At 63.0% G+C, this 22,564-nt stretch carries 21 protein-coding genes; 10 read left to right on the top strand and 11 right to left on the bottom strand.

Going from position 1 to position 22,564, the window contains the following annotated elements; all coding sequences use genetic code 11:
• Window positions 1-113 precede the first annotated feature (113 nt).
• Together LQG66_RS34785 and LQG66_RS34780 are read left to right on the top strand one after the other, a co-directional pair.
• Window positions 114-1,103: a zinc-dependent alcohol dehydrogenase family protein gene (locus LQG66_RS34785; RefSeq protein WP_231320347.1), complete on the top strand. Its 990-nt coding sequence runs from the start codon at window positions 114-116 to the stop codon at window positions 1,101-1,103.
• 22 nt (window positions 1,104-1,125) lie between these two features.
• Window positions 1,126-2,655 (top strand): bifunctional aminoglycoside phosphotransferase/ATP-binding protein, encoded by a 1,530-nt coding sequence (locus tag LQG66_RS34780; RefSeq protein WP_231320345.1) that lies wholly within the window; start codon window positions 1,126-1,128, stop codon window positions 2,653-2,655.
• A 72-nt stretch (window positions 2,656-2,727) separates the two neighbouring features.
• Here the strand turns inward: LQG66_RS34780 and LQG66_RS34775 are convergent, their stop codons facing one another.
• On the bottom strand, window positions 2,728-4,404 hold the full coding sequence (locus LQG66_RS34775; RefSeq protein ID WP_231328062.1) for a PHA/PHB synthase family protein: 1,677 nt from the start codon (window positions 4,402-4,404) through the stop codon (window positions 2,728-2,730).
• A 218-nt stretch (window positions 4,405-4,622) separates the two neighbouring features.
• Window positions 4,623-4,985, bottom strand: coding sequence for a hypothetical protein (locus LQG66_RS34770; RefSeq protein ID WP_231320343.1), 363 nt, complete (start codon window positions 4,983-4,985; stop codon window positions 4,623-4,625).
• Window positions 4,986-5,143: 158 nt separating this feature from the next.
• Here LQG66_RS34770 and LQG66_RS34765 point away from each other — a divergent pair, with 158 nt between their 5' ends.
• Window positions 5,144-5,872: a CBS domain-containing protein gene (locus LQG66_RS34765; RefSeq protein WP_231320341.1), complete on the top strand. Its 729-nt coding sequence runs from the start codon at window positions 5,144-5,146 to the stop codon at window positions 5,870-5,872.
• 222 nt (window positions 5,873-6,094) lie between these two features.
• Here LQG66_RS34765 and LQG66_RS34760 read toward each other — a convergent pair whose 3' ends face one another.
• The 3 genes from LQG66_RS34760 to LQG66_RS34750 all read right to left on the bottom strand — a co-directional run bounded on the left by LQG66_RS34760 (window position 6,095) and on the right by LQG66_RS34750 (window position 8,189).
• Complete coding sequence (locus tag LQG66_RS34760) at window positions 6,095-7,357, bottom strand: CaiB/BaiF CoA transferase family protein (protein ID WP_231320339.1); 1,263 nt, start codon at window positions 7,355-7,357, stop codon at window positions 6,095-6,097.
• 198 nt (window positions 7,358-7,555) lie between these two features.
• Window positions 7,556-8,002 carry a GNAT family N-acetyltransferase gene (locus LQG66_RS34755; protein WP_425601375.1) on the bottom strand — a complete coding sequence of 149 codons (447 nt, stop codon included), beginning with the start codon at window positions 8,000-8,002 and terminating at the stop codon, window positions 7,556-7,558.
• A gap of 19 nt (window positions 8,003-8,021) precedes the next feature.
• Entirely contained in the window at window positions 8,022-8,189 is a 168-nt protein-coding gene (locus LQG66_RS34750; RefSeq protein WP_231328090.1) for a hypothetical protein, read from the bottom strand.
• A gap of 709 nt (window positions 8,190-8,898) precedes the next feature.
• Here LQG66_RS34750 and LQG66_RS34745 point away from each other — a divergent pair.
• The gene (locus LQG66_RS34745; RefSeq protein ID WP_231320335.1) at window positions 8,899-9,084 is read left to right on the top strand and encodes a hypothetical protein; all 186 of its coding nucleotides are present in this window, start codon (window positions 8,899-8,901) and stop codon (window positions 9,082-9,084) included.
• A gap of 30 nt (window positions 9,085-9,114) precedes the next feature.
• Here the strand turns inward: LQG66_RS34745 and LQG66_RS34740 are convergent, their stop codons facing one another.
• Window positions 9,115-10,035 (bottom strand): hypothetical protein, encoded by a 921-nt coding sequence (locus tag LQG66_RS34740; protein WP_425601374.1) that lies wholly within the window; start codon window positions 10,033-10,035, stop codon window positions 9,115-9,117.
• A 138-nt stretch (window positions 10,036-10,173) separates the two neighbouring features.
• Entirely contained in the window at window positions 10,174-14,082 is a 3,909-nt protein-coding gene (locus LQG66_RS34735; RefSeq protein WP_231320330.1) for an ATP-binding protein, read from the bottom strand.
• A 112-nt stretch (window positions 14,083-14,194) separates the two neighbouring features.
• On the opposite strand from LQG66_RS34735, the gene LQG66_RS34730 reads away from it, so the two are divergent.
• Together LQG66_RS34730 and LQG66_RS34725 are read left to right on the top strand one after the other, a co-directional pair.
• The gene (locus tag LQG66_RS34730; protein WP_231320319.1) at window positions 14,195-15,499 is read left to right on the top strand and encodes an NRAMP family divalent metal transporter; all 1,305 of its coding nucleotides are present in this window, start codon (window positions 14,195-14,197) and stop codon (window positions 15,497-15,499) included.
• A 189-nt stretch (window positions 15,500-15,688) separates the two neighbouring features.
• On the top strand, window positions 15,689-17,320 hold the full coding sequence (locus tag LQG66_RS34725; protein ID WP_231328061.1) for an NAD-dependent malic enzyme: 1,632 nt from the start codon (window positions 15,689-15,691) through the stop codon (window positions 17,318-17,320).
• 99 nt (window positions 17,321-17,419) lie between these two features.
• Here the strand turns inward: LQG66_RS34725 and rocF are convergent, their stop codons facing one another.
• On the bottom strand, window positions 17,420-18,391 hold the full coding sequence (rocF, locus tag LQG66_RS34720) for an arginase (protein ID WP_231320317.1): 972 nt from the start codon (window positions 18,389-18,391) through the stop codon (window positions 17,420-17,422).
• A gap of 226 nt (window positions 18,392-18,617) precedes the next feature.
• Here rocF and LQG66_RS34715 point away from each other — a divergent pair, with 226 nt between their 5' ends.
• On the top strand, window positions 18,618-18,878 hold the full coding sequence (locus LQG66_RS34715; RefSeq protein WP_231320314.1) for a hypothetical protein: 261 nt from the start codon (window positions 18,618-18,620) through the stop codon (window positions 18,876-18,878).
• 15 nt (window positions 18,879-18,893) lie between these two features.
• On the opposite strand, the gene LQG66_RS34710 is transcribed toward LQG66_RS34715, so the two are convergent.
• The gene (locus LQG66_RS34710; RefSeq protein ID WP_231320304.1) at window positions 18,894-20,084 is read right to left on the bottom strand and encodes an OpgC domain-containing protein; all 1,191 of its coding nucleotides are present in this window, start codon (window positions 20,082-20,084) and stop codon (window positions 18,894-18,896) included.
• A gap of 345 nt (window positions 20,085-20,429) precedes the next feature.
• Here LQG66_RS34710 and LQG66_RS34705 point away from each other — a divergent pair, with 345 nt between their 5' ends.
• The 3 genes from LQG66_RS34705 (at window position 20,430) to LQG66_RS34700 (ending at window position 21,536) form a co-directional block, all read left to right on the top strand.
• Window positions 20,430-20,678 carry a hypothetical protein gene (locus LQG66_RS34705; RefSeq protein WP_231320302.1) on the top strand — a complete coding sequence of 83 codons (249 nt, stop codon included), beginning with the start codon at window positions 20,430-20,432 and terminating at the stop codon, window positions 20,676-20,678.
• 277 nt (window positions 20,679-20,955) lie between these two features.
• Window positions 20,956-21,087 carry a hypothetical protein gene (locus LQG66_RS37300; protein ID WP_256460594.1) on the top strand — a complete coding sequence of 44 codons (132 nt, stop codon included), beginning with the start codon at window positions 20,956-20,958 and terminating at the stop codon, window positions 21,085-21,087.
• Window positions 21,088-21,224: 137 nt separating this feature from the next.
• The gene (locus tag LQG66_RS34700) at window positions 21,225-21,536 is read left to right on the top strand and encodes a c-type cytochrome (RefSeq protein WP_231328060.1); all 312 of its coding nucleotides are present in this window, start codon (window positions 21,225-21,227) and stop codon (window positions 21,534-21,536) included.
• Window positions 21,537-21,643: 107 nt separating this feature from the next.
• Here the strand turns inward: LQG66_RS34700 and LQG66_RS34695 are convergent, their stop codons facing one another.
• Both LQG66_RS34695 and LQG66_RS34690 read right to left on the bottom strand, forming a co-directional pair.
• Window positions 21,644-21,997 carry a phasin gene (locus LQG66_RS34695; RefSeq protein ID WP_231320300.1) on the bottom strand — a complete coding sequence of 118 codons (354 nt, stop codon included), beginning with the start codon at window positions 21,995-21,997 and terminating at the stop codon, window positions 21,644-21,646.
• 106 nt (window positions 21,998-22,103) lie between these two features.
• A complete protein-coding gene (locus LQG66_RS34690; protein WP_231320298.1) occupies window positions 22,104-22,493 on the bottom strand; it encodes a hypothetical protein in 390 nt (129 codons plus the stop codon).
• Window positions 22,494-22,564 lie beyond the last annotated feature (71 nt).

Below are 22,564 nucleotides of genomic sequence, written 5' to 3'. Positions count from 1 at the left end.
CGCCTCCGCTTTTGGTAGGATACGATATCCGCCTCGGTCCTTGATGGACATCAAATGGCCGCTGACCGGACTGTCTTAATGCCGCTTCATAACGTCGTTTGGGAGGCTCTCCGATGCACGCGATGGTGTTGCGCAAGCCTGGAGCATCCCTTAGCTCCGAAATTCTTGCGGACCCCGAGCCCGGCCCTGGCGAGATCCGCGTCCGCGTCAGCGCATGCGGCGTGTGCCGTACCGACCTGCATTTGTGCGACGGCGAGCTCTCCGACATCCGGTATCCGATCATCCCCGGGCACGAGATCGTCGGTCATGTGGACCTGATCGGTCCCGGCGTGACGACGCACCGGCCCGGCGAACGCGTCGGAATTCCGTGGCTGGGGCACACATGCGGCCACTGCGGGTTCTGCACGCACGGGATGGAAAATCTTTGTGATGAGCCGGCCTTTACCGGCTACACACGCAACGGCGGCTATGCAACTCTCGCAATCGCGGATGCCCGCTATGCATTTCCACTTGAAGGCCTGGAAGATGATATCGCCACGGCACCGTTGCTATGTGCCGGGCTGATCGGCTGGCGATCCCTGGTTATGGCCGGCGATGCTCAACGGCTCGGCATTTACGGATTTGGCGCGGCAGGCCACATCGTTGCCCAGGTCGCCCGTTGGCAAGGGCGCCAGATCTATGCGTTCACACGGGAGCATGATCGCGCCGCGCAAGATCTCGCGCACGAACTTGGCGCAACATGGGCCGGCGGATCGGAGCAGCGACCTGACGTCGCTCTGGATGCCGCGATCATCTATGCCCCCGCCGGCGAACTTGTCCCCGCAGCTCTACGAGCTGTCCGAAAGGGCGGCCGGGTCGTCTGCGCAGGCATCCACATGAGCGACATTCCAAGCTTCCCATATTCCCTCCTCTGGGGAGAGCGCCACCTCGTCTCGGTGGCCAATCTCACCCGGCAGGACGGGCTCGACTTCCTGCGTATTGCCAGGGAAGTCCGAATTCACACCCACACAACCCCTTATCCTCTATCGGACGCAAACCACGTCCTCGCCCGGCTGAAGCGAGGCGACATTCTCGGCGCAGCCGTTCTTGTGCCTGACGTTTAGAGCAGCACAGGACCTGCAGCTCATGGCAACGTTATCCGATCAGGACCTCGTCTTCTCGTTTCTGGGCGACCCGACGCGTCGTCCAAACGTGCGCCGCATCGACACGCATGCGGCTTCCGTATTCCTGTTCGGCGATCGTGCCCTCAAGATCAAGCGCGCCGTTCGTCTTCCATTTCTCGATTATTCGACGCTGGCATTGCGGAAGGCGGCGTGCACGAAAGAGATCGAGATCAATCGACCGTTTGCCCCCGACATCTACCTGCGCGTGGCCGCAATTACGAAGGCGCCGGATGGATCGCTCGATATCGACGGTCCCGGCAGCCCAATCGAATATGCTGTCGAGATGCGCCGGTTCGATGACAGCCAGACTCTCGACCATCTTGCAGCACGAGGTCACCTGAGCGCTGGGCTGCCGGAGCTCCTGGCGGACTCCATCAGCGCGTCTCACGCGGTCGCACCTCGGGCCTCGACCAGCGCATGGATCGAGTCGATACCGGCTTGGATCGACGCATTCGCCGCGAGTTTTCGAGGCAGCCAACGATTTGTGGAAGAGGACGTCAATGAACTCCGCACGCTGTGCCACGCGGCGTTCTCGCAGCTGAGACCGCGGCTCGAGCAGCGCGCACGTGACGGCTACGTCCGGCGCTGCCACGGCGACCTCCATCTGGCCAACATCGTTGTGATCCAGGACAAGCCCGTGCTGTTCGATGCCATCGAGTTCGATGAGCGAATAGCCACGATCGACGTCCTTTATGATCTCGCCTTTCCGCTGATGGATCTGCTGCACTTCGAGCAACCGTTCGCCGCCAACCATCTCTTGAACCGCTATTTCTCGACCGCGGTGAACGACCAGACCGGCGGATTGGCCACGTTACCCCTGTTCATGACGATCCGGGCGGCCATCCGCGCCCAAGTCTTTCTTGCAAGGCTCGACCGCGACGACGGAGATCGCTCTGCCACGCTCGAGATTGCCGAAAGCTACTTCCAACTCGCCCGTCGCCTGATCCGGCCGGCCACACCGATGATGATCGCAGTCGGCGGCCTGTCCGGGACGGGAAAATCCGCGCTTGCCCGCGCGCTCGCTCCGCTCCTGGGCCCTCCACCCGGCGCGGTCGTGCTGCGAAGCGATGTGCTGCGCAAGCATCTGTTCGGCGTCCAAGAAACCGAGCGGCTCCCCGCCGCGGCCTATACGCCCGACTCCAGCTTACAGGTCTACCAGGAACTCGCCAAACAGGCGGAGCGCGTGCTTGCTCAGGGTTTCACGGTGATCGTCGACGCCGTCTTTTCGCGTGACGATGAACGCGCTGCGATCGATGACTTGGCAAAGCGTTTGAAGATCCCTCTCGTCGGGCTTTTTCTCGTGGCAGACCTGCGCATCCGGCAAGCCCGCGTTCGCGATCGGTCGAACGACGCTTCCGATGCAACGGAGAGCGTCGCCCTTCGGCAGGAGGACTACGAGATCGGCCCGCTGACGTGGACGCAGGTTGATGCATCCGGAACGCCGGAAACAACCTTGGCCCGAAGCTTGTCGTTGCTGCCGACGAGCCCCTGATCTCGATCAAGGGTGCGCGTCATCAAGCGACGACGCACTTCACCTGAAGCGACGACGCACTTCAACCTGACGTCACGTATGAACGTAGTCTCCTGGAGCATTCCCGAGATCATCCGCATTTCCGATCCCAAGCTGCGGCGGGTCGACAGGCGTTCCCGACTGCCGCTCGAGCCAACCGATCCAGGCTGGCCACCACGATCCCTCGACGCGCGGCGACACCTGCTGCCACTCATCGGGCCCGAGATAAGGCGCATCCGCGCCTTTGGTGCGGACCTGATGCGAATGCCCCTGTTCACCCGGTGGGGCCACGATGCCGGCATTGTGCCCGCCACTCGCAAGCACGAAAGTGACATCGGCATCGACCTCGTAGTGGACCTTGTAGGTCGATTTCCACGGCGCGACATGATCGCGCAAGGTCCCGACGACGAACATCGGCGTGTGGATATCCGACAAGACGATCGGCTTGCCGTCGACCCGGTAGCGTCCCTCGGCGAGATCATTGTTCAGGAACAGCTTGCGCAGATATTCCGAATGCATGCGGTACGGCAGCCGCGTCGCGTCTGCGTTCCACGCCATCAGATCGCTGGCGTGCGCGCGTTCGCCGAGCAGATAGTCGCGCGAGACCCGTGACCAGATCAGATCATTGGATCGCAGCAGCTGAAACGCTCCGGCCATCTGCGTCGTGTCGAGATATCCGCGCTCCCACATCATGTCTTCGAGGAACGCGACCTGGCTTTCGTTGATGAAGAGCGTCAGCTCGCCGGCCTCGGTGAAGTCCGTCTGGGCCGCAAACAGCGTGATAGTCTTGAGCCGCTCGTCACCGTCGCGCGCCATGGCCGCCGCCGTGATCGAAAGCAGCGTGCCTCCGAGACAATAGCCGGCCGCGTGGATCGGCCGGTCCGGAACGATTTTTCCGATCGTGTCCAGCGCGGTCATCACCCCAAGCGAGCGGTAATCGTCAAAAGCGAGGTCGCGATCCTCCGCCCCGGGGTTTCGCCACGAGATCATGAAAACCGTGAAGCCCTGGTCGGTCAGATACCGCACCAGCGAATTGTGTGGCGACAGGTCCAGGATGTAGTACTTCATGATCCACGCCGGCACGATCAGGAGCGGTTCGGGCCGCACCTTCTCGGTCGTCGGAGCATACTGGATGAGCTCGATCAGCCGGTTGCGAAACACGATCCGGCCCGGTGCCGTCGCCACCGTTTCGCCGACCACGAATTTGGCGTCACCACTCGATGGCGTCCCGGGCCGCAGCACCTGCATCAGATCGGCAAGCCAGTTCTGCCAGCCGAAAGCGAGATTCTCACCACCGCTCTGAAAGGTCCTTTCCAGGACCTCCGGGTTGGTCGCAGCGAAGTTCGACGGCGCGAACATATCGAGCAGCTGACGAATCGAGAAATCGACCACGGCCTCATTGGCCGGGTCGACCCCGCGGATTCCGGTCGTAGCGTTGTGCCACCACTCCTCCCCCAGCAGGAACGCCTGCGCAAACAGATTGAACGGCTGAGTCGCCCATTGCGGCTTGGAAAAACGGTGGTCGGCGGCCTGAGGTTTGATCAGGTCCCACGCGCCGCGCCTCGGATCAGAAAAATGCAACGACCGCTCGGCGACCAGCCGCATCGCATGCCATGCATTGTGCGCGATCTCTATCTGACGCTGCGGCGCAGCCGCAAGATGGCATGCCCAATCCAGATACGCCATCGACAGCGCCGCTGGCGAAATTCCCCCGGTCATGCGCGCCAGCATGGCACTGAACGCCTTGTCGAGCTCGTGATCGTCGGGTCGGAACGCATCGGAGCCGTCATCGACTTCGCGTATGGCCGGCTTCTCCTGTGAAGCGGCCGGCATGATCGACGATGCTAATGCCTCGGTCACTGCCGAAACCATCGGGTTCATTCCCGGCTGTCCCGCTTCGCCGCGACGCGCACACCTGCGTTCGGCCTTGCTCGAGGCACCCGTACTTCTCAGTTTCGCCACCGCTGCCCCACGAGATTCACACTGGCATCGATCAGGCGCTGCCCATGCTTGAACAGCCGGTCGCAATCCCGCCTGACAAAGTCGAGCTGATGCCGTCCACATTCCTCGACCATGACCTGGACGCCCTTGACCGAGTGGACGGCGGCCAGCTTCGAGACGAATTCGGCGAACAGATGCGTTTCCGTTCGTGCACGATCGAGCATCTCGTTGCTCGCAAAGAGCAGTTCCTCCAACACGATCTGCTGAGAGCCGACCAGCAGCTCGACGGCATGCTTGTTGGACAACGCGACACGCTCGGATATCTTGGCCGTTTCTTCGGCGACGGCATTCGCCCCGGAGAGCTCGGACATGGGTACCTCCCCTCCTGCTGGATCTGATATTCCCTAGCTCAGCGTCCACGCCTCGTCCTTGAGCTGCATCAATGATGCATCGGCGCCCGTTTGACCTGGGTCAACCTCCAGCCACGCCCGCCGGTTAGGATTTGCCAACCTCGATAGCGGAGTTCGCCATGCGCGCCCATCAGATCATGACCCGTCCCGTCATTACCGTCACACCCGAGACATCGATCGTGGAAGCTGCCAACCTCATGCTTCAGCGTCATGTCAGCGGCCTTCCCGTCGTCGATTCCGCCGGCAAGCTCGTCGGCGTCGTCTCCGAAGGCGACTTCATCCGCCGCTCCGAAATCGGCACCGGGCGCAAGCGCGGCCGCTGGCTGCGCTTCATCCTTGGACCGGGCAAGTCCGCCTCCGACTTCGTTCACGAGCATGGACGCAAAGTGGCCGAGGTGATGACCAAGTCTCCGCTGACGATCACCGAGGACGCGGCGCTGGCCGAGATCGTGGAACTGATGGAAAAGAACCACGTCAAGCGCTTGCCGGTGGTCACGGGAGACCAAGTGGTCGGCATCGTATCACGGGCGAACCTGCTGCAGGCCGTTGCAACGCTGGCGCGCCAGGTGCCGGATCCGACCGCCGACGATGATCACATCCGCAACCGCGTCATCGACACCCTCGAGAAGAACGACTGGTGCCCGTTCGGACTGTCGGTCATCGTCAAGGATGGCATCGTTCATCTGAGCGGCGTCATCACCGAAGAACGGTCGCGGCAGGCGACGGTTGTCGCCGCCGAAAACGTGGACGGGGTCAAGAAGGTTCATGATCATTTGTGCTGGGTGGACACCATGTCCGGCATGTATCTGAACTCCCCTGAAGACGATGATATGGCAAAGGCCAGCTGATTTAAGAGCGGGCTGAACGGGGACAGGCCGCCGTTCAGGAGATCGGATTCCTCTGGCGCGCAACGCACGAATACCTGCCGACCTGCTCGCTACGAATATTTGCAGCGAGGGGATGCTGGTGACCGGGTCACAGTTGCGTTACGAGCGTGACGGATCTGGCATTTGTAAGCGAGCTTTCGGCGACTGATGCGAATGTCGGAGTCGGGCCACTAGGTTGGGCCACTAGATCTTTTCGAGCGGCTCGTCGCCTCCAAAGACGCCCGCCACGCGCAGCGCGTCGATGTCTTTTTCATCGTAGCCCAACTTCTCGCGCAGAACCGCGATCGTGTGCTCGCCGAGACGCGGCGCAGCCTTGGGCTCGACAGCCGGCGTCGTCTGCATCGTTATCGCCGTCTCGATGTTCGGTATCCAGCCGGCCGCCGCATGCGGAATGCGACAGATTCGTCCTCGCGCACGGACCTCGGGTGCGTTGAAGGCCTGCTCGACGGTTCGCACGCGACCAACCGGGACGCCGGCTCGGTTCATCCGGGAAATCCAGGCCTCTACCCGATCAGTCGCAATGATGTCGGCAATGATGCTGCGCAACGTGGCCCGGTTGGACCATCTTGCCTTGCGCGTAGCTAAGCGAGGATCGCTCAAGAGATCCGGCCGATCAAGAACCTCTGTGACCAGCCGGCGGTAAAGACGATCATTCGCGCAGGCCACATAAAGCGGACCGTCGGACGCTTCGTAGACGCCCACCGTCGGCGACTCGTTCGGCGAATTGCCCGTTCGCGTCGGATTGACCCCATTCATCAGGTAGGCCGTTCCAAAGAAGGTCGTCATCGCCAAAGCGACGTCAAAGAGAGCGACCTCGACGTGCTGCCCGCGGCCGAACCGCTGACGGGCCGCGAGAGCCAGCAGAATGGCATTGCAGGCCGACATACCGGTTGCCAGGTCCACGATTGGCGGACCAGTCCGCACCGGTGGACCGTCGGCAAAACCATTGAGCGACATGAAACCGCTTTCGGCCTGCGTAATCGGGTCGAAGCCGGATCGCCACGCGAAAGGACCTGTCCGGCCATAGGCCGAGATGGAGCAATAGATCAGTCCCGGATTGGACTTCGATACCGAGTAATAGTCCAGCCCAAACTTCTCCATGACGGCGGACGAAAAGTTCTCCACGACCACATCGGCCTTGGCGATCAGCGCACGCGCGATGTCCTGGGCTTGCGGAACCGTGAGATCCAACACCATTCCGCGCTTATTGCGATTCAAGCTGAGGAAAGCAGCACTTTCGCCGGCGCGTTCTGCATGCTCATACGCACGGGTATCATCCCCCGTCACCGGCTGTTCGATCTTGATGACCTCGGCGCCGAAGTCGCCCAGCGTCTGCGTACACGCAGGTCCTGCGACTACGCGCGTGAAGTCGATCACCACCAATCCCGCCAGCGCCGCGGGCGCGTCGTGCGGCCGCGACGCACGATCTGGCAGGTCTACAGCCATGCCGAAGGTTCCTTCCCTCGCGTCAATCGTCTCAAGCGATCTTTCGCCGTGACTTCGGCCGGCCTTGCCGCCAGCCTCGGCTGACCTCCTGGTTAGCTCAACCGCGGCTACAAAAAAAGCCCGACGGCCGATGCCGTCGGGCACTTGTTCTGTTGCATCGCAACCGCATACCACATGCGCGATGTCGGGTCGCCGAAATCAGCAACGAATCATCTTGCGCCAATAGAGGGAGCTTGCCCAAGCCCACGGTCGGCGTGGTTGGAACAAGACATATCCGCAGCGGATGAAGTTGTTTGCAGAGACGACATTGCCGGTCGTATCCGAAACGATGCAATACAATCCGGACCGGCGCCCGCGCTGCTCGACCGCGCGCATAAACCGTCGCTGAAGACCGTGTCCGCAGTGCTCCCTCAGAACACCGACCCTGGAGAGATAGCCTGTACCAGTGGCCATGGTCGACGCGACCATCCCGGCGAATGCGACCGGCTGTCCCAGCTCGGTCGCGATCCACCAATGGCCGGCTTCAAAATCAGGAAAAGGCGCGCGATCGAGAAATGTCTGCGTGTGAAGCTCCTTCAGCGTGTCGAGCACGTCGGGCTCGCATGCGTCCACCTCCCTTATGCGAAAGCGATGTTCCCGCCGCATGATCCGGTTTGCCACGGGATCACCTCCCGAGTACGACTTTGATGCCAAGCCAGATCGCGCCGACGAGACCGGTGGCAATGACGGTGATGACCGCCTTGAAGGTGTAGCTCTGAGCTTGCTCGACGCTTTTTCGCCATCGCCGCAGATGCTGGAAATCCGCCCGCAGCTCAGTGATCGATTTCGACATGGCGGCTTCCGGAATGATTGACTGTGAGGTCAAGTGGCGCGATCACGCCAGCGCATCGGCGGCAGCGACGATCACGAGACCGAGCAAGGCAAGCGAGATCAGATAGGCGGTCATCATCTTCTCCTGATGAGAAATTAAAAAAATGCGCGGCAGATCGCGGCCAACGCGATCGTTTCGGGCGCGAACCCTATCCCTCACATCGAGGGGCCGCGGCGGGCGTGGCGACGGTCGCCACGTCCGCGGTCCGACCCGTTCGCGCGGGCCGGCCAATATCCAGATTGTCGTGAGCGCGATTGCGTCCTTGGGCACGCGCTGCGAGACGATGACGTCCGATGATCGAAGAGCCCGCGCTAGCGCGCTCGGCAACAGACTGCATGACGTAAAACAATGCCCGCGGGGCGATCAGCCGCGGGCTCGCATCATCATCCGTTTCTGAAAAACCGACAATGCCATCATGCCGGTGATTTGCCCGACGTGTCAAATTTGATCGAAATGCGGCCGTCAGGTTTTGCGAGTTCGATAACCGCCGCTCCAGTTCCTGCCCGCGCAAACAAAAAGCCCGCTGCCGAGTTCTCGGCGCGGGCTCTATGATTTCTTCGATGGTGCCAAAATGCACCTGATTTGCCCGACGTGTCAAGCGCAACGACGGCCGGTCCTGGTCCCGCGCGACATGGACGGGGATCGCGTGGCGAAGGGAGGATGTTTTCTGATGTACGCCGTTGCCATCGTCCTGGCCGTCTTGTCTGCGTTGTTCTTCGCCGCCGGCCAGCATCAGCTCGGATCGGTCGGTGCGGACGTCTGCCAATATGGCAGCCTGTTCTGCGACAAGCCGCACTACATGATCACGGGAGCGGTGCTCGCAGGTCTATGGGGCAAGTTCGTCAGCATGCGTTGACGGAGCACGGCGCAGACCTTCGATCAGCCATCAGTTCTTGATCGCGTAGAGCGGAGTCCTCACGGTCAGCTGATAGACCGGCTTCGGCGCCCAGGCGATCTGCGCCGTGACGCCGAACAGGCGGTTGTCGTCGTCGTCCATGCGATCGAGATCCAGCCTGATCAGCGGCTGCGTGTAGGACGCGAGCGGCGTGACGGCGAGCAGCTGCGCGCCGCCGAAGGACTGGATGCCTGCTCGCGCGGAGACCTTCCAATTGTTGTCCCACTGATAGAAGCCGCCGACATAGCCGGCCGTCGTGCTCCCGACCCGCGCGAGAGCCGAGTCGACCTCGACATGGGTATATTGAACGCCGGCGAGCCAGCCTCGCGTCTCATCCGGGTCGAGCGCGTATTTGGCCTCGACGACCGTGTTCACCGAGGTGGTCGCCAATGGCGCGTCTGGCACCGACCGGGTCAATGTCGACTGCAGCGTCAGGGTTGGAAACACGCCGCCGTTCTGCTGATAGACATCGGCCTGGAAGCCGAGGAACCAGCTGGTCACCGCGACGTCGGACCATCCGGACAGGCCGTTGTAGGACGTGCTGCCGGTGAAGCCGCCATACAGCGACAGCGAGTCGCCGAGATCGACCGTGAGCGGAACGTCGACGCCGATGCCCTGGTTGGTCGGAGCCGACAATTGCGGCCGCCCGGGCAGGACCGGGCGATCGAGCAATTTCCGCAAGGTCGCGATCTCCGACAGCGCTCCGAACAGCGACGTGTCGCCGAGGCCTGTCGACAGGGCCCCGCCGGGCACATAGGCATAGTTGGTTCGGAAGTCGATATAGACGTTGGCGATGCCGGACGGTGCCGGCTCGCCCGTCTCATCGTCGGTCTTGTCATTCCGTGCGACGGCGCTGCCGCTGGTTGCCAGCATCGCCAACATGACCAGGGCAAACGTCAGCCGCGGCGCCATGCGATCGCGCGACAACAACGCGTCATGTGTCATGTGACGGCCTCCCACCCCGCCTCAAACTACTCCGGAGAGAAGTGCAGCTTCAAGTGCGGGATGAGGACGCGACAGCGAACGGCGGGGGAAAGCCACCGCGCGGCTTCACTCGGACGGCAGCGGCCTGAAGGCCCTCTTCGCGGCCATCACCTGACGCAAGACGCGTGACAGCTCGTCCACTGAATAGGGCTTTTGAATCAGGCTGAAACCATGGCGGTCGCCGTCGGCGAGGGTATGGCTGTAGCCGCTGTTGAGCACGATCGGGATCGTGGGAAGCCGCCGGCGGATCTCCTGACCCAGCGTCACGCCGTCCATACCGGGCATCACGACGTCGCTCAGCACGAGATCGAAGCCATCGGGATCCTCGTCGATCATGCGCAGCGCATCGGTGCCGCTGCGCGCCAGAACGGTTCGATAGCCGAGGTCCTCGAGCAGCTGCGTGGAGAATTCTCCGATCTCGGGGTTGTCCTCGACGACGAGGACGTTCCAGCGCTCCGTGAGCAGTTCGGGGCCTCGCTCGGTCCGCTCATGCGGCCCGAGCGGCTTCTGGGTCAGGGGAAGCAACAGGGTCAGCGTCGTTCCCTTGCCGACCTCACTCTCGGTCAGAACCCGGCCGCCGGACTGATGGACGAACCCATAGACCTGCGACAGGCCGAGTCCTGTACCGCGGCCAACGCCCTTGGTCGTGAAGAACGGCTCGAAGATGCGGTTGATCTGATCCGGCGGAATGCCGCATCCGGTGTCACTCACCGCGATCGACACGAATTGCTGCGGTCCTGCGGGGCCGTCGTGCTGGACACGTTCGCCGCGAATGATCAGAACGCCCCGACCAGTCATGGCGTCGCGAGCATTGGCGACGAGGTTCACGAGCGCTGTCTCGAACTGATTGACGTCGACGTCGACCGGCAGCGGTCGCACCCGCAGCTCGAGCTGGATCTCGGCGGGCGCGCCGAGCACGGTCTGAAGCATCTCCTCGATCTGCTCGATGTGTCTGGCCGCATCGAAGACGCGGCGTTCCATCGGCGTGCGGCGCGCGAACGCGAGCAGCTGCCCGGTGAGCTTCGCCGCACGGTCCGCCGTATCGGAGATCGCGTCCACGTAGCGCCGCATGCGCTCCGGCGACAGCTGACGCCGGCGCAGGAGATCGGCCGACGATCTGATCACGGTCAGGAGATTGTTGAAGTCGTGGGCAACACCGCCGGTGAGCTGACCGATGGCCTCCATCTTCTGCGCCTGGCGGAACGCCTCTTCGGCCTGGCGGCGCTCTGTCAGCTCGACCGCCTCGGGCACGATGGCCGCGATCTGCCCGGTCTCATCACGCACCGGCCGCATCTGCAAGTCGAACCATCGCCAGCCACCGACCGGAAGATCGAGCTGAACTTCCTGGCGCGCGACCTCGCCACGCGCAACGGCATCGACGAGCGATCGGATCACCTCGGGCATCCCTGGTGTTCCCGTGAACCACGGCGTCTCCCAGAACGGCTGCCCCACGACCTCTTTCAGCGGCGCGGCGATCGCCTCGAGCGACGTCGCATTGGCGTCCAGAAGCACGCCCTCGCTCGACAGCAGCGCCTGAAACGTATAGCTCGCCTCGAAGACTGTCCGAAGCCGCGCTTCCTTGGCCTGCAGCTCCGCCGTGCGCTCGGAGACCTGCACCTCCAGTCGCTCGTTCAGATCGCGCAGCGTCGTCTCGGCCTCACGCCGCACCCGCGCGAGATCGATATTGGCCCGTACCCGGGCGAGCAGTTCGCGGGCGCTGAAGGGCTTGCTGAGATAGTCGCTTGCACCCGCGTCGAGGCCTTCGACCTTCGCCTCCTCGCCGGCGCGCGCCGACAAGATCACCACGGGAATATCCCGCAGCTGCGCATCGTCGCGCAGCGCCTTCAGGAGGCCGAAGCCGTCGAGCTGCGGCATCATCACATCGGTCAATACGAGGTCGGGGCGACGCCGTCGCACGGCTTCCAAGGCGGCGTTGCCGTCGGCGACCGCTTCCACGTCATAGTCCTGGCCGAGCAAGCGGCGTACATAGTCGCGCATATCGGGATTGTCGTCCGCAAGCACCACGCGGTCCCGACCGAATGCAGCGGAGGCGTGCAGTCCGAGGTCGTCCGGTGACGACGGGTGCGGCGGTTCGAGGGGGATCTCTCCCTTCAGCCAGCCCAGCGCCTCATCGATATAGGCCTGCGCCCGCATGTTGGTCGCGACCTGCGCCCGTGACGTTCCGAGCTGGCCAGGTGGCAGATGCGCCGAGCCGAGCGGGATCCGCACGGCGAAAACCGAACCGCGGCCGAGCTCGCTCTCGGCTGTGATCTCGCCGCCATGAAGCTTCACCAGCTCCTGGACCAAGGCGAGACCGATGCCGCTCCCCTCATAGGATCGGCCGCGCGCCCCCTCGACGCGACGAAACCGCTCGAACAGATGCGGCACTTCGCCCGACGGAATCCCGGTCCCGGTGTCGCGGACCTTCAGTTCGGCGTGGCGCCGGTCCGCTGCCAAGCCGATGGAGACCGCGATTTCCCCGTCGAAGGTGAACTTGAACGCGTTCGACATCAGGTTGAGGACGATCTTCTCCCACATGTCACGGTCGACATGGACAGGCGCGGACAGAGGCGCAGCGTCGATGACGAGGCGCAGGCCGGCGCGATCGGTCGCCGATCGAAAATTGGAAACGAGTTCCGTGGTGAATGTCACGAGATCCACCGGCTCAAAGCTCGCGGTCATGCGGCCGGCCTCGATCCTGGAGAAATCCAGAAGCGTGTTCACGAGCTTCAGAAGACGGATTCCATTGCGGTGAATCACGGTCATAACGGACCGCTCGTCGGCACCGAGCTCGGCGTCGTCGCGGACGAGCATGTCTTCCAACGGACTCAACATCAGCGTCAGCGGGGTTCGAAACTCGTGGCTGATGTTGGAGAAGAACGTCGTCTTGGCGCGGTCCACTTCCGCCAGAGCCTCGGTGCGGCGCCGTTCCGCCTCATAGGCTCCGCCGTTGCTGACGGCAGCCGCAATCTGGCCGGCCACGAGGTTCAGGAAGCGGGCATAGCTCTCACCATATAGACGAAACGGATTGAGGCCCGCGATGACGAAGCCGCCCTGGCCAGTCTCACCGGACGCTGGGACCGGGATCACGACGGCCTGCTTCGGCGGCTGACGCCATCCACCGCTGGGAAAGTCGACGCTGAACAGCCGCGGCAGGTCGCGGACCAGCACCGGCGCCTGCAGCTGCCGCGCTTCTGCCAATGGCCACCTCCCTCCCGCTTCGATCGAGAGGGTCGGTTGGACCGCAGGGTGATCATGGTCGATGCCGGTCAGTGCTTCGAGCCGCGCCACGTCGCCATTCGAATCGATCATATAGATCATGACGAACGGAAGATCGCGCGGCTCCTGCGCCACGGCACGTGCACAGCTCGCGCAGGCCTGCTCGACACTGCGCGCTGCCGCCGCTGCATTGGCGAGCTCACGCAACAGCGACAGCTGGCGCTCGCTGATCACCCGCTGCGTGTCGTCGGTATTGGCGCAGAAGATGCCGCCGGGCGAGCCGTCATCGTCAGGAATGGGACTGTAGGAAAAGGTGTAGTACGTCTCCTCGGGAAAGCCGTTGCGCTCCATGATCAGCAGCTGCGCCTCGACATAGGTCCCCTGATCGCCGCCACTCGCCTGGGCCAGCAGCGGACCGATGTCCTCCCAGATCTCGTGCCAGACCACCGATGTCGGACGACCGAGCGCCCAGGGGTGCTTGCCGCCGATAATGGCCTTGTAGGCATCGTTGTAGAGGTAGATCAGCTGCTTTCCCCAGCCGATCCATATCGGCTGCTGGGATGTGAGCATGATCCTGACGGCCGTCTTCAGGCTCTGCGGCCAATGCTCCGGCGGTCCGATCGGGTTGTCGTCCCAATCGAACCGCGACATCAGCCCGGCGAGCTCGCTGCCTCCGGAAAAAAGCCTTTCGCGCTCGGCGATGCCGAGCCCTTGATTGTGCCCTGGTTGCGGCTGACCCGGCAAACGTGTCCCCATTTCGCAAGATTGACCGGTTTGCAAACGTCCGCCCTTCCTCCCAGGTTCCAAGACCGGGAACAAAAAGTGGCCTTCCGACTTCCCGTCACATGCATTGTGGGAGGTTGGTCACTTGACGATCATCGCTGCATCCGAGCCGAACAAGCCGAAGACATCAGCCTGGGGTGTGCTCAGGCTGTTGGGCCCCGGTCTCGTCACGGGAGCCGCCGACGATGATCCGTCGGGTATTGCCACCTACTCCCAGGCCGGCGCTCAATTCGGCTATGGGCTGCTCTGGACGGTCTTTCTCACAACGCCGTTCATGATCGCCATTCAGCTCGTCAGTGCGCGGATCGGCCGCGTCACCGGCAGGGGCCTGGCGGCCAATATCACCTCGCTCGCGCCACGCTGGATCGTCCTCGTCCTGGTGGCTCTCCTCGTCGGCGCCAACACGTTCAATATTGCCGCCGACATCGCCGCGATGGCCGAATCATTGTCACTGGTGATCGGCGGTCTCAACCACGAGCACGCGCTGATCTTCGCCGCGGCATCGACCTTGCTGCAGGTGTTCTTGCCGTACCGGCGCTACGCACCCGTGATCAAGCTCCTGACTCTCAGTCTTTTCGCTTATGTAGCGACGGCGCTGATGGTCGATGTGCCCTGGAGCACTGCTCTGCTCGCCGCGGTCTGGCCGAGCCCCTCGGCGGATGCCGACTATCTGCTGACCGTCGTGGCCGTCCTGGGCACCACCATCAGTCCCTACCTGTTCTTCTGGCAGGCCTCCCAGGAAGTCGAGGAAATGAACCAGGGCAAGGTCGATCGACCGCTGCGCGAGCTCTCGAAGAAGGATCACCCCGACCTGCAGCGGATCAGAATCGACACCACGATCGGCATGATATTCTCGAACGCGATTGCCTTCTTCATCATCCTCACCACCGCGACCGTCCTGCACGCGCATGGTGTCACCAAGATCGACTCGGCGACCCAGGCGGCCGAAGCGCTGCGTCCCCTGGCCGGCAACTTCACCTTTCTGCTGTTTGCGCTCGGCATCATCGGCACCGGAATGCTGGCCATACCGGTGCTCGCGGGATCCGCAGCCTACGGCGTGGCCGAGATTTTCGGCTGGCATGCGACGTTGGAAGCCAAGCCCGACGAAGCGGCCGGCTTCTACAGCATCATCGCCGCAGCAACCATCATCGGCTTCGGCCTCGGCTTTACCGGCATCGATTCGATCCACATGCTGGTGTGGAGCGCCGTCCTCAATGGCATCGTCGCAGTCCCGATCATGGCAATGATGATGGTGATCGTGTCCAACGCCGGGCTGATGGGCCGCTTCCGGGCCCGCTCCTGGCTGGTCGCATTGGGATGGATGGGCACCGGGGTCATGGCCATCGCCGTCCTGGCGCTGCTGTGGTCGTTCGTCTCCGGTCGCTCCTAGCTCTCGCCGAGAACCCGGCTCGTCGACGCAATTGCACAACGTCATTGGTGCAACGCGGCGCGGAATCTATGGTAACAAAACGATCCCGTCTTGCCGCCCCGATTGATGCCGATCAACGCGAACCGGCTCCGGTATGGCGAGGCTCGAACGAGGACCTCGGAGACAGCCGCCTTGACCCAACCGCAACGTATGAGCGCCCCGACGCCACCCACCTACTCCCCGCGCGGACTTGCGCTGCTGCGTGATCCGCTGCTCAACAAGGGGACCGGCTTCACCGAGCAGGAGCGTGATGCGCTCGGTCTGCGCGGTTTTCTGCCGGCTGGCGTCATGTCGATGCAGGCACAGGCCGAGCGCATCCTCGTCAATCTTCGCAGCCTGTCCAACGACCTTGAAAAATTCGTCGCCCTGAATGCGCTGCACGACCGCAACGAAGCGCTGTTCTTCCGGGTGGTCTGTGACAACATCGATGAGATCCAGCCGCTGATCTACACGCCGACCGTGGGCCTCGCCTGCCAGAAATACGGGCTGATCTTCCAGCGGCCCCGTGGCCTGTTCATCTCCGCCAATGACCGCGGCCGGATTGCAGAGATCATCGCCAATTGGCCGTATCGCGCCAAGCTCATCGTCGTCACCGACGGCGAGCGCATCCTCGGCCTCGGCGATCTCGGCGCCAACGGCATGGGCATTCCCGTCGGCAAGCTCTCGCTGTACTCCGCCTGTGCCGGCATTCATCCAGAAGAGTGCCTGCCGGTGATGCTCGACGTCGGCACCAACAATGAGGAATTGTTGAATGACCCCTACTACATCGGCCTGCGCCAGAAGCGCATCGCCGGCGTCGCCTATGACGCGTTCGTCGACGAGTTCATGACGGCGGCTCGCGCAGCCTTTCCTGGCGTGCTGATCCAGTTCGAGGATTTTGCGAACCACGCGGCGTTCAAGCTGCTGCACAAATACCGCGACGACGCCTGCGTCTTCAACGACGACATCCAGGGCACGGCAGCCGTCGCGCTGGCGGGCCTGTTCTCGGCGCTGCGCATCAACGGCGGCAAGCTGCGCGACCAGACCGTGCTGTTCCTCGGCGCCGGCGAGGCGGCGACCGGCATCGCCGATCTTGTCGTCTCGGCCATGATGGCCGAAGGCCTGTCGGAAGCCGATGCGTTGCGGCGCAACTGGCTGACCGACTCCCGCGGGCTCGTCGTCAAGGGGCGCGAAAACCTGCACGGGCACAAGCTGCGCTACGCGCATGAGCAGGCGCCGATCGGAGACTTCCTGACCGCGATCAAGACGCTCAAGCCGACCGCGATCATCGGCGTTGCCGCGGTGGGTGGCGCCTTCACCCCCGAAGTGCTGCAGACGATGGCGGAACTGAACGAGCGGCCGATCATCTTCGCGCTCTCCAACCCGACATCGAAGGCCGAGTGTTCAGCAGAATCCGCCTATCGCTACACGCGAGGGCGGGCGCTGTTTGCCTGCGGCAGCCCCTATGATCCGGTCAAGCTGGACGGCAAGACCTTCGTGCCACGCCAGGGCAACAATTCCTACATCTTCCCCGGGGTCGGCCTCGGCGTCATCGCCAGCGGTGCACGCCTGGTGACGGATGAGATGTTCATGGCCGCTGCACATACGCTGGCGAACTCCGTCACCGGCGCCGATCTCGAACAGGGCAGTCTGTACCCTGCCTTGCCGCGCATCCGCGAAGTGTCCGCCCATATCGCCGCTGCGGTCGCAGGCGTGGCTTATCAAAACAGCCTCGCCGTCGGACCGGCGCCGAATGATCTGCTCGGCTTCGTCGAGTCACAGATGTACGACGCGCGCTATTGATCTCGACATTGCGGATGCCTCGGCGAGCCACAGGCGATCGATGAGGCATCCGCGCCTGCGACAGACGGTTCAAAGTAGCAGCCGCCGCTTCCCCGGTTGTCAATCCGGGATGATCGCGTTGCTCGGCGTCGGACGGTCCGTGATCTGCTGGCCGAACAGGCTGGCGATCAGCTCCACCGCGACCCGTGCGGTCTTGCCGCGCTCATCGAGGAACGGATTGAGCTCGACGATATCGACCGAACGAACCAGACCGGAATCGTGCAGCATCTCCATGATGAGATGCGCCTCGCGATAGGTTGCTCCGCCGGGAACGGTGGTGCCGACCCCGGGGGCCAGTTCGGGATCGAGAAAATCCACGTCGAAGCTGACATGCAGGACGCCGTTCCGCGCGTGAACCTTGTCGATGATCCGCCGCATCAGAACGCCGACGCCGAACTCGTCGATGGCCCGCATGTCGGCAATGCTGGTGCGGCGCAGACGCAGCAGCTCCTTTTCAGCCTTGTCGATCGATCGGATTCCGAACAGCTCGAGCTGCCCCGGCGCAATGGCCGCGCGCGTCTCGTCACCGAGCAGGCCATCGAGACCCGGCTCGCCGCAAAGGAAGGCGGCGGACATCCCGTGCATGTTGGCCGTGATCGTCGTGTGGGGCGTGTTGTAGTCGGCGTGCGCATCGAGCCAGAGCACGAACAGGTCCCGACCAACCTCGCGACAGTGGCGCGCGACCCCGTTCACCGATCCCATCGACAGCGAATGGTCGCCGCCCAGGAACACCGGGATGGCGCCGGTCTGGGCCAATTCATGGCTTCGACGCGCCAGCACCCGGGACCAGCGCTGGATCTGACGATAGTGCTTGGCCTTTGCAGGAGGCTCATCACCGAGCTCGGCCACGTCGGCGATGCCGACGTCACCGTAGTCGATGACGTCGAGACCGAGGCTCTCCAGCACGGTGACGAGCCCGGCAGTTCTGAGCGCGGCCGGCCCCATCAACGTGCCGCGCACGGAGGCGCCGAGATCGATGGGCGCTCCGAGAACGGCGATACGCTGCGGCGATGCGGTGTCTGAAGAAGCCACGGCCAGATCCTTTCACTTTGCCGAACGAACATAGCGGGTCCGGACATTCGAACGGCGCGCATTCGCTGGGCGATCCACCGGATTCGCGGATTGCCCTCCCCGCTGGCGGAACCAATCTCGTCAGCCGGCATTTCTTGGAACGTCACATTCTACGGTCGGCCGGGACACTTCGGTCGGTCCGAGGGGTGAGGTCAATCCAGCTGATGAGCGTCAAGAGGCAACAGAAGTGAGCACGGAAACGTTCGAAACCACTCCGCAGCCAGGCGTCGCCGAGCGCGCGCTCGACACGGCAACGGACATGTCCCACTCCCTGGGCGAGATGCTCGGCACGTTGCGTGCCGCCGTCGACCGGCTGGGCGAGGCCGCACGGAATGCGCAGCGGCCGGGAACCGCCCTGTCGACGTTGAGCGCGATCACGCGCGAAGCTCCGCTGGCAAGCCTGTTCGTCGCCTTCCTGTTTGGTGTGGCCGTCGCACGTCGGCGTTGACGGCGCGGTCGCTGGTCAAAACAGCCGAGGTCCGCGCCGGTCGAGTAGCGATTCCCACGTCAGCAGCGTGGCGGCGGCGATCATGATCGCGATCCCTGCGACGCTGATCAGGACCTGCATCGCAAACCCGCTGGACACATCGGTCAGTACGACCTCGCCGACGAACGCGAGCAACACGCCGATGCAATAGATCGGGAGCGAGTTCTCGCCGCACCTGATCATCGCGGTCATCAGCGGCTTGATCGGACCACGCCATTCCAGGGGGGCCAGCCGCGACACCACGAAGGCGAGCGACAGGAAATGCAGCAGCCGGACGGGAGCCAGATGGCTCTTGTAGATCGGATAGATCAGACCGGTCACGGTCGAGGGGATCAGGCCTTCGAGGCTCTTGAACTCCCAGCTCAATGCCACGACCAGGCTGAAAGCCAGATAGGCCAGCGCTGCAATCAGCAGTGCGCGGGAGTTCAGAATCCGCCGCAGACTTGCCGTTCCCACATGGGCGTACCAGCCGCCGATCACGAACAGGAACTGCCAGGCGAACGGATTGAAGTAGAGTTCTCCGCTTGGCCAGGCCGGCACATGCCAGCTGAACAGCTGAACCATCATGTAGAGCAGGAACGATAGGGCGAGCGTCAACATGCCGCTGCTCATCATCAGCCACAGGACGACGGGAAAGCAGATGTGCAGGATCGCGAAGGTCAGCAGGATGTCGGTGTTGACGGGCGCAAACTGCAGCAGCGCCACATGCACGAGCGTAGGACCGGGCTCGCGGAAGAAAAATCCCGTGTTCGTCTCGTCGATGAAGCGTGTACCGCCGCCCATGACCCAGACCAATGCGGCATAGGCGAGCAGCAACACCAGAAAAGCAGCATAGATCTCCCACGCCCGCCGCAGCGCGCGCACCGTTGTGGTCGCCCACCCCTGCTCGGACAATGACCCGCCATAAGCCAGCATGCAGGTGTAGCCGGACACGAACACGAACACTTCGGACGTATCGCTGAAGCCGTAGTTGCGCAACGTCAGCCAGGCCAGCGAATTGTCCGGGATGTGGTCGATGAAGATGAACCAGAGCGCAAGGCCGCGGAATGCATCGAGCCGGAGATCGCGACGCTCCTTGCCGGTCTCGACCACGGCGCCCTTCGTCTCGCCCGGCTCTGGACCGTCGGCGGTCAAGGTGAGCCCCATCTTGTGTGGCGGATCTGACATTCGCTTCAGCATGTCCACGTGTTCTCAGGAGCCCCGCCGTCGTCTTGATCGTAACGCCAAACGAGCCCGCGAGATGTTCCGGCCTTCTTGCAGATTCCGTACAGGTTATCTGTAAACCGAGCCTGCGCCGCCAGCGTTGTTCCCCAGCCTTCCCTGACCTGCGCGGCGGTGGGTGGCGCAAAAAGTACGCACGGAAACCGGGCACCCCGGGGAACATTACCGGCATGGTGGTGTTAACCGTCTTACCGTCGTGCAGCTGGCAATTGTTCCAGTCCCGTAGTTGCCCGGATTGATTGTATGTTGTTTAGACGATGACTTGCAGTGGAAGCGTCAGAGGGGGTTTCCGTGATCCACCGAGGTGTCCAATATACGGTCGCGGCGACTGCTGAACCGGACATTTGGGAATGGCGGTACGAGTTCGGCGATCAGGTCAAGACCGGACGAACCCAGACCAGGCTGGCCGCGCTGGCTGCCCGCCGTGTAAAGTCGAAGATCGACGCGGCGCTCCGCGCAGCGCAGACGGGTCCGGTGCCAGGGGCCAATGTCGCGGAGCGGCTGGAGCTATCGAAGGCAGCCTCGCACGGTTTGACCTGACGTTTTTTTCCTCCGCGCGGCAGGCTCATCCTCGACGTCCGATTTCCGCCTGTTGAGACAGATCAAGGCCTCCGCGCCGGGATTTGTCATGGTTAGGCATGGAAACTCTGGTTTTTCGCTGCTCCCAGACGGGATCGAACGTACAGATCGGCTTGGTCGGACCGCTCAGCGACGACCATGCCGACGCATACGAAGTCGTCGCATGTCTGGCTTGCGGACGCATGCACCTCGTCAACACGCAGACGGGAAAGACGCTGAGCGACAGGGAGGACCGGACATGTCCTACGCTGCCCAAGAACTGACGGCTCCCCCGCCGGGTGCGTCTTTGCTGCGCCGCCTCATGACCCTGTTCAAGGCGATCGCCAGCCGAATCGACCTATCCGACTTTCCCAAGTCGTGCTGCGGCTGATGCACGCACCGCATGCTGACCAGATGCTTTCCCGTCCCGGGCAAGTCTGTTGACCTCACGCCATGAGCCTGCTCATCGTTGCCCTCCGGGCCGAAGAGACGCTTGACCTGAAACGCCACGAGATCGGGAGTAGCTTGATGCGCGCCTTCGTAACGAGAGTTCTGGCCGTTGCCCTTGCGACGGTGGCGAGCTCGGCATGGGCTGCCGATGCAGATCACGGTGCCGACCTCGCTCGGCGCTGGTGTGCCTCATGCCATCTCGTCGAAGGGACGCAGAAGCAGGCCAGTGCCGACGTTCCCTCGTTCTCCCAGATCGCGCAGAAGGTGGACTTCACCCCGGAAAAGGTCGCCTTCTTCCTGCTCGACCCGCACCCGAAAATGCCCAGCTTTCCGCTGAACCGGCTAGAGGCGGCCGATATTGCCGCCTACATCGGCTCGCTGCGGAAATAGCTTCTCCCGGCGGTCAGCCTACAGAGCATCGGGGGCCGAATGGCCACCGGTGCCGTTGCATCTGCCGGTTGCGGCGTAACAGCTCAGATCCGGGGTTCAGGTTGGGCTCAGCTCTTGGGTTCGACGGCTTTGCCCGCAGCGGACAGGATGCCTGCGGTGATCGTCTTCATATGCTCACCGGCGTTGGTGAACTGACTGCGCAGGAACTCCGACTGGATCCGCATCGCCTCTTCCAGTTCGGTCGCGTGGACGAGTTTACGAGCGTGCTCGAAGGCCGTCTTGATGTTCTGTTCGGTGAGCGAGAGAGCCTGCTTGGACATGTCGGCGGCGGGCCCTGGAACCGTGGTGATCGATTTCCCTGCCGCATCAAAGAACATCTCGAAGGCCTTTTCGGCCTGCGCGATGGTCTTTTCCGCAAGGTCGCGCAGCTCAGCGGGCACTTCCAGTTTAGTTTGGGTCATTGTTCTATCCTCCACGACAGACCCAACTACCACATCTGGCTCCCTGCGTCCCCGTGCAATTGCATTGGTCCGTGACGAGGACTGCTGAAGCCATACATGTGCGAACTCAGAACCGGACGAGGCGCTCGCGCGCGATCCGGAGAGAGTATTCGATCGACGAAAGATGACGATCATAGGTCTTCCGCGCCTGGTCGTCGTCGACCAGGCTTGCAAGCTCCCGTGCATGCTGCAAAGCAAGATCGAGCAGGATGATCGTCTTGCGGAGATCGTCCCTGGCGTCCAATCGACCGGATCGAGCAACGTCGCGCCGGCCCGCGCCCGCAACCGCGGCTTCACCCTGAGGCCTTGCGAATGACGAATGAGACGAGAGCGTCTTCGAGCGGAAGGGAACGATGTTCGTCATGGCCCTTTCCGCTGCGTCGCAAAGGCGAATGTGAATCAATTTCTCGATTGAATACACATGGCATTTTACTGAAGTCTTGGACTGATCACCCACGGCGAGGCCGTTCCGGTCCCACCTTGCCGGGCTGGATTAACCCGAACGCAAAATGGCCGGGCCTTCCCAGA

The sequence above is a fragment of the Bradyrhizobium ontarionense genome, assembly GCF_021088345.1.
Taxonomy (GTDB): Bacteria; Pseudomonadota; Alphaproteobacteria; order Rhizobiales; family Xanthobacteraceae; genus Bradyrhizobium; species Bradyrhizobium ontarionense.
Note: the sequence above shows the minus strand (reverse complement) of the source record. Positions and strands in the feature narration are given on the sequence as shown.

Coding starts and splice junctions, on each gene's coding strand:
- LQG66_RS34755 (WP_425601375.1), bottom strand. CDS start 8,002: ATGCGGCGGGAACATCGCTTTCGCATAAGGGAGGTGGACGCATGCGAG.
- LQG66_RS34750 (WP_231328090.1), bottom strand. CDS start 8,189: ATGTCGAAATCGATCACTGAGCTGCGGGCGGATTTCCAGCATCTGCGG.
- LQG66_RS34780 (WP_231320345.1), top strand. CDS start 1,126: ATGGCAACGTTATCCGATCAGGACCTCGTCTTCTCGTTTCTGGGCGAC.
- LQG66_RS34725 (WP_231328061.1), top strand. CDS start 15,689: ATGAGCGCCCCGACGCCACCCACCTACTCCCCGCGCGGACTTGCGCTG.
- LQG66_RS34770 (WP_231320343.1), bottom strand. CDS start 4,985: ATGTCCGAGCTCTCCGGGGCGAATGCCGTCGCCGAAGAAACGGCCAAG.
- LQG66_RS34760 (WP_231320339.1), bottom strand. CDS start 7,357: ATGGCTGTAGACCTGCCAGATCGTGCGTCGCGGCCGCACGACGCGCCC.
- LQG66_RS34765 (WP_231320341.1), top strand. CDS start 5,144: ATGCGCGCCCATCAGATCATGACCCGTCCCGTCATTACCGTCACACCC.
- LQG66_RS34740 (WP_425601374.1), bottom strand. CDS start 10,035: ATGGCGCCGCGGCTGACGTTTGCCCTGGTCATGTTGGCGATGCTGGCA.
- LQG66_RS34700 (WP_231328060.1), top strand. CDS start 21,225: ATGCGCGCCTTCGTAACGAGAGTTCTGGCCGTTGCCCTTGCGACGGTG.
- LQG66_RS34735 (WP_231320330.1), bottom strand. CDS start 14,082: ATGGGGACACGTTTGCCGGGTCAGCCGCAACCAGGGCACAATCAAGGG.
- LQG66_RS34695 (WP_231320300.1), bottom strand. CDS start 21,997: ATGACCCAAACTAAACTGGAAGTGCCCGCTGAGCTGCGCGACCTTGCG.
- LQG66_RS37300 (WP_256460594.1), top strand. CDS start 20,956: ATGTCCTACGCTGCCCAAGAACTGACGGCTCCCCCGCCGGGTGCGTCT.
- LQG66_RS34710 (WP_231320304.1), bottom strand. CDS start 20,084: ATGTCAGATCCGCCACACAAGATGGGGCTCACCTTGACCGCCGACGGT.
- LQG66_RS34775 (WP_231328062.1), bottom strand. CDS start 4,404: ATGCTGGCGCGCATGACCGGGGGAATTTCGCCAGCGGCGCTGTCGATG.
- LQG66_RS34785 (WP_231320347.1), top strand. CDS start 114: ATGCACGCGATGGTGTTGCGCAAGCCTGGAGCATCCCTTAGCTCCGAA.
- LQG66_RS34745 (WP_231320335.1), top strand. CDS start 8,899: ATGTACGCCGTTGCCATCGTCCTGGCCGTCTTGTCTGCGTTGTTCTTC.